The following is a 13,958-nucleotide window of genomic DNA, read 5'->3' as shown; positions in this document are numbered from 1 at the left end:
GAGCGGCCCGCCCGGCGCATCCGACGAAGGGATGAGGCGTGTGCGTCGTCGACCGCTCCTTTCGCCCGATCCGCGAGCCGGGCCCTTCGCCCAGGCTGATCGCATGGAACTCTTCGGCGGTCTTCCCCTTCCCCTGTCGCTGACGGTGCTCGCCCTCCTCGACGGGCTGAGCGTCGGGACGCTCCTCATCCCGGTATTCCTGCTGCTCAGCCCCGGGCGGGTGCGCGTGCGCCGGATCCTCCTGTACCTCGGGACGATCGCGGGCTTCTACCTCGTGATCGGCCTGCTCTTCCTCTGGGGGCTGGTGAACGTGGTCGACGTGGCCGCGGACGTGCTCGCCTCGCCTGCGGGCAAGATCGCGCGGCTCGTGGTCGGCGCCGGGCTGCTCGTCACGGCCTTCGTCATGCCCACCGGGCGCTCGCCGAAGACCATCCCCGTCGCCGCGACGACCGCCCCGCACACGGCCCCTTCATCCTCGACCGGCATCCATGACCCGCTCTCGCCGCCCGACGCGCCGGACCGTACCGCAGCGACCCGGCCCCTCACAGAAGGTCGCCTCACTCGCTGGCGGGAGAAGCTGCTCGATCCGCGCACGCGCTCGGCCGCCGTCATGGCGGTCGCCGTCGCGGCCGGGCTCGTCGAGGTCGCCACCATGCTTCCCTACATCGTCGCGATGACCATGCTGGCGGATGCCGGCGTCTCGACGCCGTTCCGGGTCGTGGCGATGGCGGGCTACTGCGCGCTGATGATCGCCCCCGCCGTGGTGCTGCTGATGCTGCGCCTCGTCGCCGCGAGGCTGGTGCAGCGCCCTCTGGAACGGTTCGCCGCCTGGATGGAGCGCACGGGGGCCGAGAACACCGCGTGGATCATCGGCATCGTCGGTTTTCTCATCGCGCGGTCGGCCGCGACCGAGCTCGGCCTCTTCGAGGGCATCGGCTCGCTGCTCGGGAGCTGAGCGCTCCGCGACGAAGTAGGCTCGTCGGGTGCGCCTCGTCATCGCCCGCTGCTCCGTCGACTACTCGGGGCGTCTCAATGCCCATCTGCCGCCCGCCACTCGCCTGATCCTGCTGAAGGCCGACGGCTCGGTGCTCGTGCACAGCGACGCCCTGAGCTACAAGCCGCTGAACTGGATGAGCCCTGCTTGACATGGTATTCCCGCTGGTCCTGCACGCTCGGAAGCGCACGGCGACGGTGGTCGTGAGCCGCGACCAGCCCTCCCGGCGGGACACGTGACTGGCGGTCACCAGCGCCGATCTGGCGCGGCCTCCATGGCTGAAGGCGCAACCCACGCGACGCGCGCGTCTGATGCGTCAGATCGACGGCCAGCGCCGCAGGCTGAGCACCCGAATCCGTTCGCACTTCTCGAGACAAGTAGGTTGATTCGGTGAGACTCGTCATCGCTCGTTGCTCCGTGGACTACAGCGGTCGCCTGAACGCCCACTTGCCTCTCGCAACGCGGCTGATCCTGCTGAAGGCCGACGGCTCCGTACTCATCCACAGCGATGCGCTGAGCTATAAGCCTTTGAACTGGATGCAGCCGCCGTGCAGCATCACCGTTGAGGAGGCCTCCGAAGACGCCGCGGCGGCAGGTGTGAGGGAGTGCTGGCGCGTTGCCCACTCGAAGAACGGTGACGCGCTGCTCATCAACATCTTCGAGGTGCTTCATGACTCGTCTCATGACCTCGGTGTGGACCCCGGCCTACAGAAGGACGGCGTGGAGGCTGATCTACAGAGACTGCTGGCGGAACAGGTGGAGCTCGTTGGGGAAGGCGTCAGTCTCGTGCGCCGCGAGTACCCGACGGCCATCGGCCCGGTGGATCTGCTCGTGCGTGATCCTGCCGGTGGCACCATCGCGGTGGAGGTGAAGCGCCGCGGCGACATTGATGGCGTCGAGCAGCTCACGCGGTACCTGGAGCTGTTGAACCGTGATCCGCACCTGGCGCCCGTGAGTGGAGTGTTCGCGGCGCAGGAGATTAAGCCTCAGGCGAAGATCCTGGCGGCGGACCGCGGGATTCGTTGCCTGACGCTGGACTACGCCGCCATGAAGGGCGTCGAGTCCGGCGCTCCAACCCTCTTCTGATACGCCCGCGCGTGAGCGACCTGCTCCGCAGCTATTGCGCTGGCTAGGCTCACTCCATGGCGATACCCGACTATCAGACGCTAATGCGCCCAGTGCTTGAGGTGCTCTCGGACTCGGGCGTGCTGCCAATGCGCGACCTCACCGAACGCATTTCAGATCGTCTGAATCTCACAGAGGATGAGCGTCGGGAGACGATCACCTCCGGGATGAGCCTGATCGCGAACCGGGTGCATTGGTCTGTGACGTACCTCTCGAAGGCGAAGGCTATCGAGCGTCCGCAGCGGGGACACGTTCAGATCACTCAGCGGGGGCGCGACTTGCTCGCAAGCGTGGCTGAGATTCGGAACTCGGCCCTTGAACAGTTCCCCGAGTACCGCGAGTTCTACGACAAGTACCGGAGCAACAAGGCACGAAACCGTCAGCTCGAGGAGCCCACCTCGGCCGCGCCGAGTGCCGCCGAGGAAGACGAGTCGCCCGATGACCTGATCGCCCGCGCGGAGGCGGACTCGCGGTCTGTGCTTGCGGCCGAGCTGCTCGACAAGGTGCGCACGATCCACCCAAGTGCGTTCGAGCGCTTGGTGTTGAAGTTGCTTGCGGCGATGGGCTACGGGGGCTTGGGAGAACACCTCCACACCGGCCAGTCCAACGACAAGGGGCTGGACGGCATAATCACCGAGGACAAGCTCGGACTTGACCGCATCTACGTGCAGGCGAAGCGCTACGGTGACGGCAACCCCGTCACTCCAGAGCAGGTGCGTGGGTTCCTCGGAGCGATGATGGGCAAGGGCGACCGTGGTGTGTTCCTCACCGCCAGCACCTTCACGAAGAACGCACGCGAGGCGGCCGTCGGCGTTCCCGCCCGCATCGTGCTCATCGACGGCGAGGAACTCGTGGAGCTGATGATCGACCACGGCGTGGGAGTCGAGCCGATCCGGGTCGCGACCCTGCATCGCATCAACGAGGACTTCTTCGACGCGCTCTAGGGTTCCCACGGCGCACGTCAAAGCGTGTCGGACCTGAGCGCTAGTCTCGGAGCATGGCGAAGAACAGCAGTCTGGTAGCGGCACGAGCGGCGAAAGCAGACGAGTTCTACACCCAGCTCAGCGACATTGAGCGCGAGCTTCGGCACTACAAGAAGCACTTCGCGGGCAAGACGGTGTATCTCAACTGCGATGACCCGCGGGTGAGCAACTTTTTCCATTACTTCAGCTACAACTTCGAGAAGCTGCAGCTCAAGAAACTCATCGCGTCCTGCTACAAGAGTCAGGCGACCGATCGATTCAGCCAGAACGATTCGGAGCAGGCTGTCTACCTCGAGTATGAGGGCGACAAGAATGGCAGCGGAATCCCTGACGTAGACGAGATAGGGGTCAAGCACTTCCAAGGCGACGGCGATTTCAGAAGCGCCGAGAGCATCGAGCTGCTCGAGCAGGCGGACATTGTGGTTACGAATCCACCCTTCTCGCTCTTCCGCGAGTACCTCGCACAGCTGATTGAGCACGACAAGAAGTTCGTGATCATCGGGCCCACCGGTGCTATTACCTACAAGGAAGTGTTCCCCCTCATCAAGAACAACCAGGTCTGGCTCGGGAACGGCTTCCAGTCCGGAAACGCCTACTTTGCAACCACTAACCCTGATGGCTACGCCAAGGGCGTCTACAACCCTGAGACGGGCCTCGTGAAGTTCCGCAATGTGAGCTGGTTCACCAACCTCGACATTGCCAAGCGCCACGAGGAATTGGTGCTCTACAAGACATATGACCCTGAGACCTACCCGACCTATGACAACTATGACGCCATCGAAGTCAGTCGGGTTAAGGACATCCCTGCGGACTGGGACGGGGCGATGGGGGTGCCGATCACCTTCCTGGAAAGCTATAACCCCGAGCAGTTCGAGATTCTCGGCATCACTGACCGCGACAATAACTCGGGCCTGAAGACCAAGGAGTACTCGCGTGATGACGTGCCGAACGCCGGGGACCTGAATCGCCGCGGCGCGATCAGGGTGAACGGTAAGCTCAAATCCACCTTCGCACGCCTCCTGATCAGAAGGATCCAGCCGTGAAGATCGAACTCAAAGAGGTCACCGTCCGCGAACTGGCGGAGGGCTACTTTGACAACGCCGAGGGTGGCGTTGTGGGCTACGACGGCCAGCTAGACATTAGGCCTCCGTATCAGCGCGAGTTCATCTACAAGGACAAGCAGCGGGAAGCAGTCATTAACACCGTTTCGAAGGACTTCCCTCTCAACGTGATGTACTGGGCGGTGCGGGAGGAAGGCGGCTACGAGGTAATCGACGGTCAGCAGCGCACTATCTCGCTGTGCCAGTTCGTGGACGGAGAGTTTGCCCTCAGCATTTTTGGAAAGCCGGAGGTGCGCTACTTCCACAACCTTCAGGCTGACGAGAAGCAGCGCATTCTCGACTACAAGCTAATGGTCTACCTTTGCTCGGGCACGGACAGCGAGAAGCTTGAGTGGTTCAAGACCATTAACATCGCTGGAGAGAAGCTCACGAACCAAGAGCTTCGCAACGCCGTGTACTCCGGCCCTTGGGTCTCAAGCGCAAAGAAGTACTTCAGCAAGTCAAACTGTCCGGCCTACGGCATCGCCAGCGATCTGATGAACGGGTCGCCGATCCGCCAGGACTACCTGGAGACAGTCATCGAGTGGATCAACGACGGCGATGTTGAGGGCTACATGGCCGCCCATCAGCACGATCCGCAGGCGAGCGAGCTGTGGCTGTACTTCCAGAGTGTGGTCGCCTGGGTACGTGCGACCTTCCCGACCTACCGCAAGGAGATGAAGGGTCAGGAGTGGGGTGCGCTCTATAACGAGCACCGCTCCGATCCGCTCGATACGGCCAAACTTGAGGCACGTGTAGCCGAACTGATGCTGGACGAGGAGGTCCAGAACAAGCGCGGAATATACTCTTTCGTCCTCGACGGCCTGGAGCGCCACCTCAACCTGCGCACCTTCAGCGACAAGCAGAAGCGCGAAGCATACGAGCGTCAGAAGGGTGTTTGCGTGAAGTGCGGCAAGCACTTCGAGTACGAGGAGATGGCGGGCGACCACATCGTTCCGTGGAGCAAGGGCGGCAAGACGGTGGCCGAGAACTGCCAGATGCTGTGCGCCTTCGATAACGGCAGCAAGGGCAACCGGTAGCCGCCCGGGCGAGGAGTGAGCAATGACGCACGCTGACGAGCAGGAACTTCCCCCGGAGAAGCAATCCGGCTACAGGATCACGATCCGCGACTGCAACAGCATCGGTGAGGCGACGATCCAGCTGCGCCCAGGGTCACTCAACATCAAGTACGGTCCGAACGGCATTGGTAAGAGCACCATCGCACGGGCTCTGACACTCCGCGCGCAGGGCGACGACGCAATCCACGAGCTCACGCCGTTCAGGTACAGGACGGTGAAGGACGGCCCACGCCCTTCGGTCGACGGCGCGGAGACCATCACGCGCGTGATGACCTTCAACGATGAGTACGTCTCCCAGTTCGTGTTTCAGCGCGACGAGGTGCTGAAGAACAGCTTCGAGGTTTTCATCAACACCGAGGAGTTCCAGGAGGGACTCGCTCAGATCGAGTCGAAGTTCGAGGCGCTCAAGCAGACCTTCGCCGATGAACCAGAGTTCGATGAGGCTCTCACGAGTTTCGAGAAACTGCGCGACGCCTTCAACGTCACCAAGGGTGGTGCTCTCGCAAAGACCAGCAAGGCGTTCAAGGGAATTGGTGTAGGCGGAAAGCTCGCGCACATCCCCGAGCCACTGCAAGGATACGAAGAGTTCCTGAAGAGCGATGACCCTGCAACTTGGATCAAGTGGCAGGCCACAGGTAAGGCCTACCTGGAGCTATCGAACAATTGCCCGTTCTGCTCTACCCCTAGCGTCGATAAGGTGGTGGCTTCGAAGGTTTCAGAGGAGTACGACTCAACATCGGTTCGTAACCTCAGCGACCTCCGCAGCGTCATCGAACGGCTGGGCCAATACATTGCTCCTGCCGACCTCCAGGTCCTCAAGGACCTGACAACTTCAATCTCTGGGTTGACGCCTGAGCAGGAGTCCTTCGTCGTCTCGCTTCGTACCGCGGTCGTCACTCTTCTCACCAAGCTCTCGAACGTGAAGAAGCTCTCCTTCCACGCGCTGAAGGACGAGAAGAACATCGCGGCAACCCTTGAGGGCTTGAAAATCGACCTGAAGTACCTCGCAGTCCTCAACTCAGAAGCCACGCGGTCGGTTGTTGGGCTCATCAACAGAAAGCTGGATGAAGTCGTTGGGCAGATCAACGAGATTAATCGTCAGATCGGGATACAAAACCACCAAGTCAAGAAGCTGATCCGCACACATCAGACGGCGATCAATTCCTTCCTGAAGTCGGCAGGGTACCGCTACGCAGTCCGCATCGAGTCAGGCGAGAACACATACAGGATGTTGTTGGAGCACCTGGACGCGCCGGGTGACCACATCGAATCGGCCCGAGACCACCTAAGCTACGGCGAAAAGAACGCTTTCGCCCTCGTGCTCTTCATGCATGACGTTCAACACAAGAAGCCAGATCTGGTGGTTCTTGATGATCCGGTGTCGAGCTTCGACAAGACTAAGAAGTTCGCGATCCTGCACCAGCTCTTCCATGGCAAGAACAGGATCCGTAACACGACCCTTCTGCTCACTCACGACATTGAACCCGCCATTGACGTGGTGCGTACCTCAACCTCAGGCCAGTTCGACGCGGTGGACCCGGTCGTGCACTTCTTGAGCGGCCGCGCCGGAACTATCACTGAGAAGCCGATAAGCGCGAGTGACATCGCCACATTCACGAAGGTCTGCGAGGACAACATCTCCTCCGCGACCGATCCGCTCATCAAGTGCATCTATCTTCGCAGGCTCTTTGAGGTGCACGGCTCACGCGGCTTGCCTTATGAGTTGCTGTCCAGCTTGCTCCACGTTCGGAACACCCCGAGCCGCAAGCTGAGCCCAACGGTCTTCGAGCCGCTTTCGGAAGACGAGGTGGACGACGCCACGGAGATGGTTCGGGCTTACATCCCAGACTTTGAGTACACGAAGTTCCTGGACGAGATGAACACCTTCGAGGCGCTCGCAGCGCGCTTCGACGCGACTACCGTCGGCTACGAGAAGGTGCAGGTCTTCCGCGTTATGCTCGCGCTCGAACCGGACAAGCTTAAGGGTGACGAAGTCTTCACGAAGTTCGTCAACGAGGCGTACCACATCGAGAACGAGTACGTCATGCAGCTCAACCCGCGCGACTTTGACGCCGTTCCAGAGTTCGTCATCGCCGCCTGCACCGACCTGGTAGACAAGTTCAACGCGGCCTGACTCCGGCCGCCACAGCCATGCAGAGCAGTAAGTCTCCCGCGTTGGAGTCCACCATTGAGGCGGCTTTACTTCGAGCTGGTGCATTCCGTCCCGCAGGCGCCATCGGCGGCGAGGTTCCGGACATGCCTGGTCTATACGCGATTCGGATCCGCGACCGGTCGACGCTCCCCGAGCCCTTCGCGAGCCTCAGCGAAGCCCGAGGCCACGACCTCCTCTATGTCGGCATTGCGAGCGGTAGCCTGCGCCGCCGGTTCCTCGGGCAGGAGCTTCGGGCTCGGGGTCACGGCACGTTCTTCCGCAGCATCGGCGCTGTCCTCGGCTACCGACCGGTCCGGGGCAGTCTGGTCGGCAGGCGGAACACGAGGAACTACAGGTTCACGCCGAGCGATAACGAGGCGATCATCGCCTGGATCAATGCGAACCTGCTCGTGAACTGGGTCGAATTCGCCGGTGCTCACGCCGTGGAGGAGTCGGCTCTGGTCCGGAAGCACCTGCCGCTTCTGAACCTGCAAGGCAATCCGGCGCGTCTGTCCGAGCTGTCCGTACTTCGGGCAGAGTGCGTGCGCCTCGCGAACACGCCCGCACAGTAGGCACATCGACTCTTGACGCTCTGGACACCATCTACCTCGGTGTCACGCGTAACTGAAGGATGCTCCCAACCCGCTCGACGCGGTCCGCAACGTTGCACCTTCGTTGAGGGGTGCTGGGCCAGGAGCGACGGCCGCCACGAGTCAGTACGCGAAGAGGCCCTAAGCAAGCAGCTCAGGGCCTCTTCTGACGGTTGTGTCGTTGACAGCTTGGACAGTTCTCTCAGTCCGCGCGAACACTTCGGTTCACTCACTCCTCCCGAGTCGTTGTCGGTGGGTTTGGGCGCTTACCTTGCGTAGAGCTGCGCGAACTCGCGCCGCGCTTCGGCTTCCCACCACTCCCAGTTGCTGTCCTTTCTGGGCTCACGCCACGCATCACCGTCGAACCCGAACACGGTGAGGGAAAGGTCTGGGTCGCCCCGCACCACTCGATGGACGCACGCCGTCTCCACGGTGCTCCCAAGGAGCGCGCTCATGGCCTTCATCGGCAGAGACCAGTAGGTCACAATTTGCAGTTCCGTGGCGGACACGCGCTCGGCCTGCATGATGTCGTCCGCGTTTCCCCACTCTCGCGTGCGCCACTCCAAGGCTTCGTCCGACAAGGCTGTTCCTCCATCGGCGAAGAACTTCCGCACGGGGCCGGGCGTCGGGAGGAGGTTCTCGAAGCTGTACTCCCCGTACAGTCCCCGATCACCACGAAGCAGATCGAGCTTCTCCGGGGGCGCGAAGATGACTGAGGGTACGTCGTAGCTCATGCTCCGACCGCCTTTTCAACCGACGTAAGTTCCAGCTCGGACTCGACAGCGCGCTTGTAGCGAGCGATCCTCTTTGCAACGTCGCCCCTTAGCCTCTTCCCGTACTTATGCTCAACCTCTCGAAGCGCCTCCAGCCACTCGACCTCCGCCCTGCAAAGAGACTTTTCGGCCTGATCATGAGCCATTAACCAGAGGATCGGCAAATGGTCCACTGTCATCTCTCCCGAGTACTCTTCGATGGCTTCCTTGAGCGTGAAGTCGAACGCGTCCATTAGGTTTGGGAGCGAGTAGTCCCAACGCTGGAGCACGTCTGAACCGCTGAAAACAGCGTTCCCACCGTCGTCCATACCGAAGTGCGCGACTTCCTGGCTGATCCACTCGTCAGAGTCATACTCGGTCCACTCAAAGCTGATGTAGCCTCCGGTGCGCTCGACAGCCTCAGTCAGGTCTCGTAGCCTTGCGGGACACTCAGAGTCCGGCCCGAACCATCCCGCTCCTCCCCCGAAGTAGCCATCAAGGTTGTTGCGGTATGCGTACCTTCCAGTGCCCCACCCCCTAAAGGTCCAGGTTTCGTCATGTTTGGTGAGCTGGTAGCCATCGCTCCAGGGCGTCTTGCACCCGAGAATGTCGTAGTCGCTGTCGCTTGCAGTCTCCGCCGATGGTCGATTTTGCTCCGCCTGTTGCATCTTGTTCCTCTCTACGTCCGCGACCCAAAATGAGCCGGGACGTTCTTCTACCGAGGAACTCACCCGAAGAGTCAAACTTTCTCGCGAACCGCACGCGACATTCACGCACGACAAGCCGCGCGAAGAGTCGCGGTTCCACAACCGTCGTGGTCGTCAAACTCGAAATACGAACCCAAGCACTCCTCAACTGGATGAGCCCGCCGTGTTCGCTCGTCGTCGAGGAGCCCGACGACGAGGCGGCGCAGGCGGGGATCGTCGAGCGCTGGAGGGTCAGCCACGCCAAGACGGGGGATGCTCTGTCGGTGAGCATCTACGAGGTGCTCCACGACTCCTCGCACGAGCTGGGCGTCGATCCCGGCCTGCAGAAGGACGGCGTCGAGGCCGACCTCCAGCGGCTGCTCGCCGAACAGGTGGAGCTCGTGGGAGAGGGGACGGTGCTCATCCGCCGGGAGTACCCGACCGCCATCGGCCCCGTCGACCTGCTCGTGCGCGACCCGGAGGGCGGCACCATCGCCGTCGAGGTGAAGCGCCGGGGCGACATCGACGGCGTCGAGCAGCTCACCCGCTACCTCGAGCTGCTCAACCGCGACCCCCATCTCGCCCCCGTGAAGGGCGTGTTCGCCGCGCAGGAGATCAAGCCGCAGGCGAAGGTCCTCGCCGGCGACCGCGGCATCCGCACGCTCACCCTCGACTACGCCGCCATGAAGGGCGTCGAGTCCGGAGCGCCGACGCTGTTCTGAGATGCGACGCCCTGGCGGGGTCCCCGGCGGCGCATCCGGGTCGGGCCAGGCTTCCCGCCCGAGGGGGTATGCCGTGCAGGACAAGACCTCACATGCCGAGCCCGTAGGCTGGAGGAATGCCCGCATCCCCATACTCCTGCGTGCTCTGGGACGTCGATGGCACGATCGCAGACGCATCCGTCGGCATCCTTCGCCGCCTCGCCGTCGCTCTCACGCATTTCGGACGACCGGCGCCGACGCGCGAAGAGCTCGTGCACTGGATCGGTCCGCCGATGTTCGAGTCTCTCCAGGCGCAGGCGGGCATGACACCGGACGAGGCCGCGGATGCCGTGACGTTCTACCGCACGCTCGGCCGCGCCGACGGCTACACCACCGATGTGCGCACGTACCCCGGCGTCCCGGAGATCATCCGTGACCTGCACGCGGCGGGAATCCCGCAGGCGACCGCCAGCTCGAAGCCCGAGAATCAGGTCGACGCGATCATCGACCACTTCGGGCTGCGCCCGTACTTCCTGGCGACGGTGGGCGCGACGCCCGACGAATCGACGCTGGCCTCGAAGGCCGACATCATCGTCGAGTCGCTGCGTCGGCTGAAGGAGCGCGGTGCGGACGTCTCGCGTCCCGTGCTCGTGGGCGATCGGCACCACGACGTCGACGGCGGCAGGGCGAACGGCGTGCCGGTGATCTTCGTGGATTGGGGCTTCAGCGCCGCGCACGAGGGCGATGACGCGGCCTTCCGCGTCACGACGCCCGAGGAACTCAGGGCGCTGCTGCTCGCCTGAGGGGACCGCGCCAGGGAGGCTCGCCTGAGCTCACGTGAAGGGCCTTCGCCTGAAGAGACCGCGCCTCCGCCTGAAGGAGCGCCTGCGCGTCAGCATCCACGACGGGAGTGCCGAACGCACAGGACTCCCCGCCCGAGGACGCGCTGAGCGCGGCCCCGGGGACGGGGAGTCCCGGTGGTCGTCCGCGTCAGAGCGGACGGATGTTCTCGGCCTGCAGGCCCTTGGGGCCCTGCGCGACATCGAACTCGACCCGCTGGTTCTCGTCGAGCGAGCGGTAGCCGGATGCCTGGATGGCGGAGTAGTGCGCGAAGACGTCAGCGCCGCCGTCGTCGGGGGAGATGAAGCCGAAGCCCTTCTCCGAGTTGAACCACTTGACCGTGCCCTGGGTGCTCATTTACTGCCTGTTCTGCTGGAAAAGAAGCCGACGCAGGATGTGCACCGACACCGCTAACGCTAGTGGAGCCTGCGCGGAGCGGAAGAGGCGGGGTCAGCCCGTAACAGAAATGTTGCATGAGCCGTCATCGGGCGCCACATGGGATGGCACGGAAAATAGTGTGGCCCTCACCGCGGGGGGAGCGATGAGGGCCGAAGACGACCGGAGGGTGCGTCATACACAGCCTACCCCCTCCAAGGGTGATTTGTCCCCCATTTGGGGGACAAATCTGAACTTTCTCGAGAAATCGACAGCGGCCCCCTCGAGTAGCCCATTGGGGACTGAACTACTCGAGAGGGCCCAATCGCGTGCACGGATCGTCTGCCCCTGGGGAAGGCTGACCGTCTTCTGGGGAAAGACGGAGACGATCAATCCCCTGTGCACGCACCACCACGATAGGGGAGGACGTGAGGTCCCGCCAAGGGGCTCACCGAGGGTCCGGACGTCGGGCTAGCCTTGTGCGGTGACCATGCTGAACAAGGACATGACGCTGTGCATCTCGCTGTCGGCGCGTCCGAGCAACAACGGGACCCGATTCCACAACCACCTGTACGAGCAGCTCGGCCTGAACTGGATCTACAAGGCCTTCGCGCCGACAGATCTGGCGATGGCGATCGCGGGCGTTCGGGGTCTCGGCATCCGCGGCTGCGCGATCTCGATGCCGTACAAGGAAGACGTGATCGCGCTCGTCGACCGCATGGATCCGTCCGCCACGGCCATCGACTCCGTCAACACGATCGTGAACGACGACGGCGTGCTCACGGCGTACAACACCGACTATTCCGCGATCGCCCAGCTCATCGAGCGGAACAGCCTCGATCCCGCGGCTTCGGTGCTGCTCCGCGGCTCGGGGGGCATGGCGAAGGCGACCGCGGCCGCGTTCCGCGACGCCGGGTTCACCCGCGTGACGATCGTCGCACGGAACGAGCAGACCGGCCGAGCTCTCGCTGATCTCTACGGGTTCGCCTGGACGGCGGATGCCGGAGCCGACACGGCTGACGTGCTGGTGAACGTCACCCCCATCGGCATGGCGGGCGGAGCCGAGGAGCACGCGCTCTCATTCACCGACGACCAGATCGGCGCGGCCTCGGTCGTGTTCGACGTCGTGGCGCTGCCAGCCGAGACGCCGCTCATCCGTGCGGGCCGGTCAGCGGGGAAGACCGTCATCACCGGAGCCGAGGTGGCCACGCTGCAGGCCCTGGAACAGTTCGTCTTGTACACCGGCATCCGCCCCGACCCCGAGCAGGTGCGCGCGGCCGAGGAGTTCATGCGCGCTCAGTGAGGCGCGGCCCACGTCGAAGAGCGCCGGCGGTTCACACGTCCTCCGACAGTCCATCCGGCCCCGAGCCCGCGTCCGACTCCTCGTCGGGGGCGAGAGTGACGCGGCGCAGGGCGCGGTAGAGCGCGGATTCCGACCCGAACCCGACGGCACGGGAGATCGCAGCATAGGTGAGTCCGGGATTCGTGGTGTGCAGACGCAGGGCCGCACGCGCCCGCACGTCGCGGATCTGAGCGCCGACCGTCGTCCCCTCGGCGCTGAACGCGAGCTGCAGCGTTCGGCTCGCGACGCCGAGGCGCTGCGCGACGATGGTGACCGACAGTCGCGGGTCCGGATGCTCCGCGACGATGAGCTCCATCGCCCGGGCGAAGAGTCCCACCCGGTTGCGGGCGTCTCCGACGATCTGCGTAACGACGGACTTCGCGATCTCCCTCGCCGCCATGTGCAGCGGCGAGGCGTCATACGGGCTGCTCGTGGAGATCCGGCACAGACCCGCCATGAACATCACCGAGGGAGAGAGCAGCGACGTGTCGGCGGGCTCGTCCTCATACGAGGAGGCGACGGGGAGCGCGACGCCTTCGATGAGTGCCGGCGAGACGCTGATGTAGAAGAACTCGTTCTCGGACGCTTCGAGATCGAGGGTCACCGGCTGGTCGCTCGGGGCGAGGAGAGAGATGCGACGCCCGCGCCGGAGCATCACTCCGTCTGTCGAGAGCACGACGTTCCCGGTCCTGGTGATCACGGCGAACACGCGGTCCAGGGAGTGCCGGTCGCGATTCCAGCGGATCTGCGAGGGCGGTCCTGACACGTGGGCGAACGTGAGCTGCGGGAAGAGCGCGAATCGCGCGCGCAGCGGCTGTCGGCGATCGATCTCCAGCACCTCGACGTTCGAGAAGCGCAGAAAGGACGCGAGCTCCTCATCCGGCTGATGCCGGGGGTCCCGCATCTCGAAGTCCGCCCTGTGCATCACCCTGGACTCGAAGAGGCGCAGACGCTCCGCTCGTCGACTGTTCATGAAGATCTCCCTGTGTCGCCATTCGGCATCTGAGACGCCGTCCGTCTCGCGGACGCGTCGGGCGTACCAGAACACCGGCATTGCCCCGGTTAGGAGACGCGCGGGTGTGTGTAGGCCCACATACAAGACGCAGCGAGGGTGCTTTCGGCACGCCGTTGCAGTTTTCGATAGGTGGAAGCCGTTTCCCGATTACGTCCTCATGGGAATCTCCTCATTCGCGTCCTGGTGCGGGCGGGCGGTGGTGCTGCGGGTAGGCGGTCCTGGTG

Annotated in this window: 14 protein-coding genes and 1 pseudogene; 11 read left to right on the top strand and 4 right to left on the bottom strand. The window is 63.5% G+C overall.

Going from position 1 to position 13,958, the window contains the following annotated elements; translation table 11 throughout:
* Window positions 1-103 precede the first annotated feature (103 nt).
* The 8 genes and pseudogenes from AB663_RS04495 (at window position 104) to AB663_RS04465 (ending at window position 8,005) form a co-directional block, all read left to right on the top strand.
* Entirely contained in the window at window positions 104-955 is an 852-nt protein-coding gene (locus AB663_RS04495) for a GAP family protein (protein WP_067196206.1), read from the top strand.
* A 28-nt stretch (window positions 956-983) separates the two neighbouring features.
* Window positions 984-1,139 (top strand): annotated as a pseudogene (locus AB663_RS16820) (endonuclease NucS); the annotation flags it as partial.
* Between the two features lie 245 nt (window positions 1,140-1,384).
* On the top strand, window positions 1,385-2,080 hold the full coding sequence (nucS, locus tag AB663_RS04490) for an endonuclease NucS (protein ID WP_067196204.1): 696 nt from the start codon (window positions 1,385-1,387) through the stop codon (window positions 2,078-2,080).
* Window positions 2,081-2,136: 56 nt separating this feature from the next.
* Window positions 2,137-3,063 carry a restriction endonuclease gene (locus AB663_RS04485; protein ID WP_083511106.1) on the top strand — a complete coding sequence of 309 codons (927 nt, stop codon included), beginning with the start codon at window positions 2,137-2,139 and terminating at the stop codon, window positions 3,061-3,063.
* Between the two features lie 53 nt (window positions 3,064-3,116).
* Complete coding sequence (locus tag AB663_RS04480) at window positions 3,117-4,145, top strand: adenine-specific methyltransferase EcoRI family protein (protein WP_067196201.1); 1,029 nt, start codon at window positions 3,117-3,119, stop codon at window positions 4,143-4,145.
* Complete coding sequence (locus AB663_RS04475; RefSeq protein ID WP_067196200.1) at window positions 4,142-5,242, top strand: HNH endonuclease family protein; 1,101 nt, start codon at window positions 4,142-4,144, stop codon at window positions 5,240-5,242. The genes AB663_RS04480 and AB663_RS04475 overlap by 4 nt, the downstream gene beginning before the upstream one ends.
* A 22-nt stretch (window positions 5,243-5,264) precedes the next feature.
* Window positions 5,265-7,415, top strand: a complete 2,151-nt coding sequence (locus tag AB663_RS04470; RefSeq protein WP_067196199.1) for an AAA family ATPase — start codon at window positions 5,265-5,267, stop codon at window positions 7,413-7,415.
* A 41-nt stretch (window positions 7,416-7,456) separates the two neighbouring features.
* Entirely contained in the window at window positions 7,457-8,005 is a 549-nt protein-coding gene (locus AB663_RS04465; protein WP_157540869.1) for a GIY-YIG nuclease family protein, read from the top strand.
* Between the two features lie 284 nt (window positions 8,006-8,289).
* Here the strand turns inward: AB663_RS04465 and AB663_RS04460 are convergent, their stop codons facing one another.
* Together AB663_RS04460 and AB663_RS04455 are read right to left on the bottom strand one after the other, a co-directional pair.
* Window positions 8,290-8,757, bottom strand: coding sequence for a hypothetical protein (locus AB663_RS04460; protein ID WP_067196196.1), 468 nt, complete (start codon window positions 8,755-8,757; stop codon window positions 8,290-8,292).
* Complete coding sequence (locus tag AB663_RS04455) at window positions 8,754-9,506, bottom strand: hypothetical protein (protein WP_198147990.1); 753 nt, start codon at window positions 9,504-9,506, stop codon at window positions 8,754-8,756. Before AB663_RS04455 ends, AB663_RS04460 begins: the two co-directional genes overlap by 4 nt.
* Here AB663_RS04455 and nucS (AB663_RS04450) point away from each other — a divergent pair.
* Together nucS (AB663_RS04450) and AB663_RS04445 are read left to right on the top strand one after the other, a co-directional pair.
* Complete coding sequence (nucS, locus tag AB663_RS04450; RefSeq protein WP_083511105.1) at window positions 9,473-10,183, top strand: endonuclease NucS; 711 nt, start codon at window positions 9,473-9,475, stop codon at window positions 10,181-10,183. The genes AB663_RS04455 and nucS (AB663_RS04450) overlap by 34 nt on opposite strands.
* Window positions 10,184-10,299: 116 nt before the next feature.
* Window positions 10,300-10,965 carry an HAD hydrolase-like protein gene (locus tag AB663_RS04445; protein ID WP_067196192.1) on the top strand — a complete coding sequence of 222 codons (666 nt, stop codon included), beginning with the start codon at window positions 10,300-10,302 and terminating at the stop codon, window positions 10,963-10,965.
* A gap of 187 nt (window positions 10,966-11,152) precedes the next feature.
* Here the strand turns inward: AB663_RS04445 and AB663_RS04440 are convergent, their stop codons facing one another.
* A complete protein-coding gene (locus AB663_RS04440) occupies window positions 11,153-11,359 on the bottom strand; it encodes a cold-shock protein (protein ID WP_067196190.1) in 207 nt (68 codons plus the stop codon).
* A 502-nt stretch (window positions 11,360-11,861) separates the two neighbouring features.
* Here AB663_RS04440 and AB663_RS04435 point away from each other — a divergent pair.
* Entirely contained in the window at window positions 11,862-12,680 is an 819-nt protein-coding gene (locus AB663_RS04435) for a shikimate 5-dehydrogenase (protein ID WP_198147928.1), read from the top strand.
* Window positions 12,681-12,711: 31 nt separating this feature from the next.
* Here AB663_RS04435 and AB663_RS04430 read toward each other — a convergent pair whose 3' ends face one another.
* Entirely contained in the window at window positions 12,712-13,692 is a 981-nt protein-coding gene (locus AB663_RS04430) for an AraC family transcriptional regulator (RefSeq protein ID WP_198147927.1), read from the bottom strand.
* Window positions 13,693-13,958: the final 266 nt, after the last annotated feature.

Origin of the sequence: Microbacterium sp. XT11 (genome assembly GCF_001513675.1) — a bacterium.
Lineage (GTDB): Bacteria > Actinomycetota > Actinomycetes > Actinomycetales > Microbacteriaceae > Microbacterium.
The sequence above is the reverse complement of the archived record's forward strand: the minus strand, read 5'-3'. Positions and strand labels throughout refer to the sequence as shown.

Bases quoted from the DNA above. Each gene is read 5' to 3' on its own strand.
- AB663_RS04495 (WP_067196206.1), top strand. From the start codon at position 104: ATGGAACTCTTCGGCGGTCTTCCCCTTCCCCTGTCGCTGACGGTGCTC.
- AB663_RS04445 (WP_067196192.1), top strand. From the start codon at position 10,300: ATGCCCGCATCCCCATACTCCTGCGTGCTCTGGGACGTCGATGGCACG.
- nucS (WP_083511105.1), top strand. From the start codon at position 9,473: ATGAGCCGGGACGTTCTTCTACCGAGGAACTCACCCGAAGAGTCAAAC.
- AB663_RS04440 (WP_067196190.1), bottom strand. From the start codon at position 11,359: ATGAGCACCCAGGGCACGGTCAAGTGGTTCAACTCGGAGAAGGGCTTC.
- AB663_RS04470 (WP_067196199.1), top strand. From the start codon at position 5,265: ATGACGCACGCTGACGAGCAGGAACTTCCCCCGGAGAAGCAATCCGGC.
- AB663_RS04430 (WP_198147927.1), bottom strand. From the start codon at position 13,692: ATGAACAGTCGACGAGCGGAGCGTCTGCGCCTCTTCGAGTCCAGGGTG.
- AB663_RS04485 (WP_083511106.1), top strand. From the start codon at position 2,137: ATGGCGATACCCGACTATCAGACGCTAATGCGCCCAGTGCTTGAGGTG.
- AB663_RS04480 (WP_067196201.1), top strand. From the start codon at position 3,117: ATGGCGAAGAACAGCAGTCTGGTAGCGGCACGAGCGGCGAAAGCAGAC.
- AB663_RS04460 (WP_067196196.1), bottom strand. From the start codon at position 8,757: ATGAGCTACGACGTACCCTCAGTCATCTTCGCGCCCCCGGAGAAGCTC.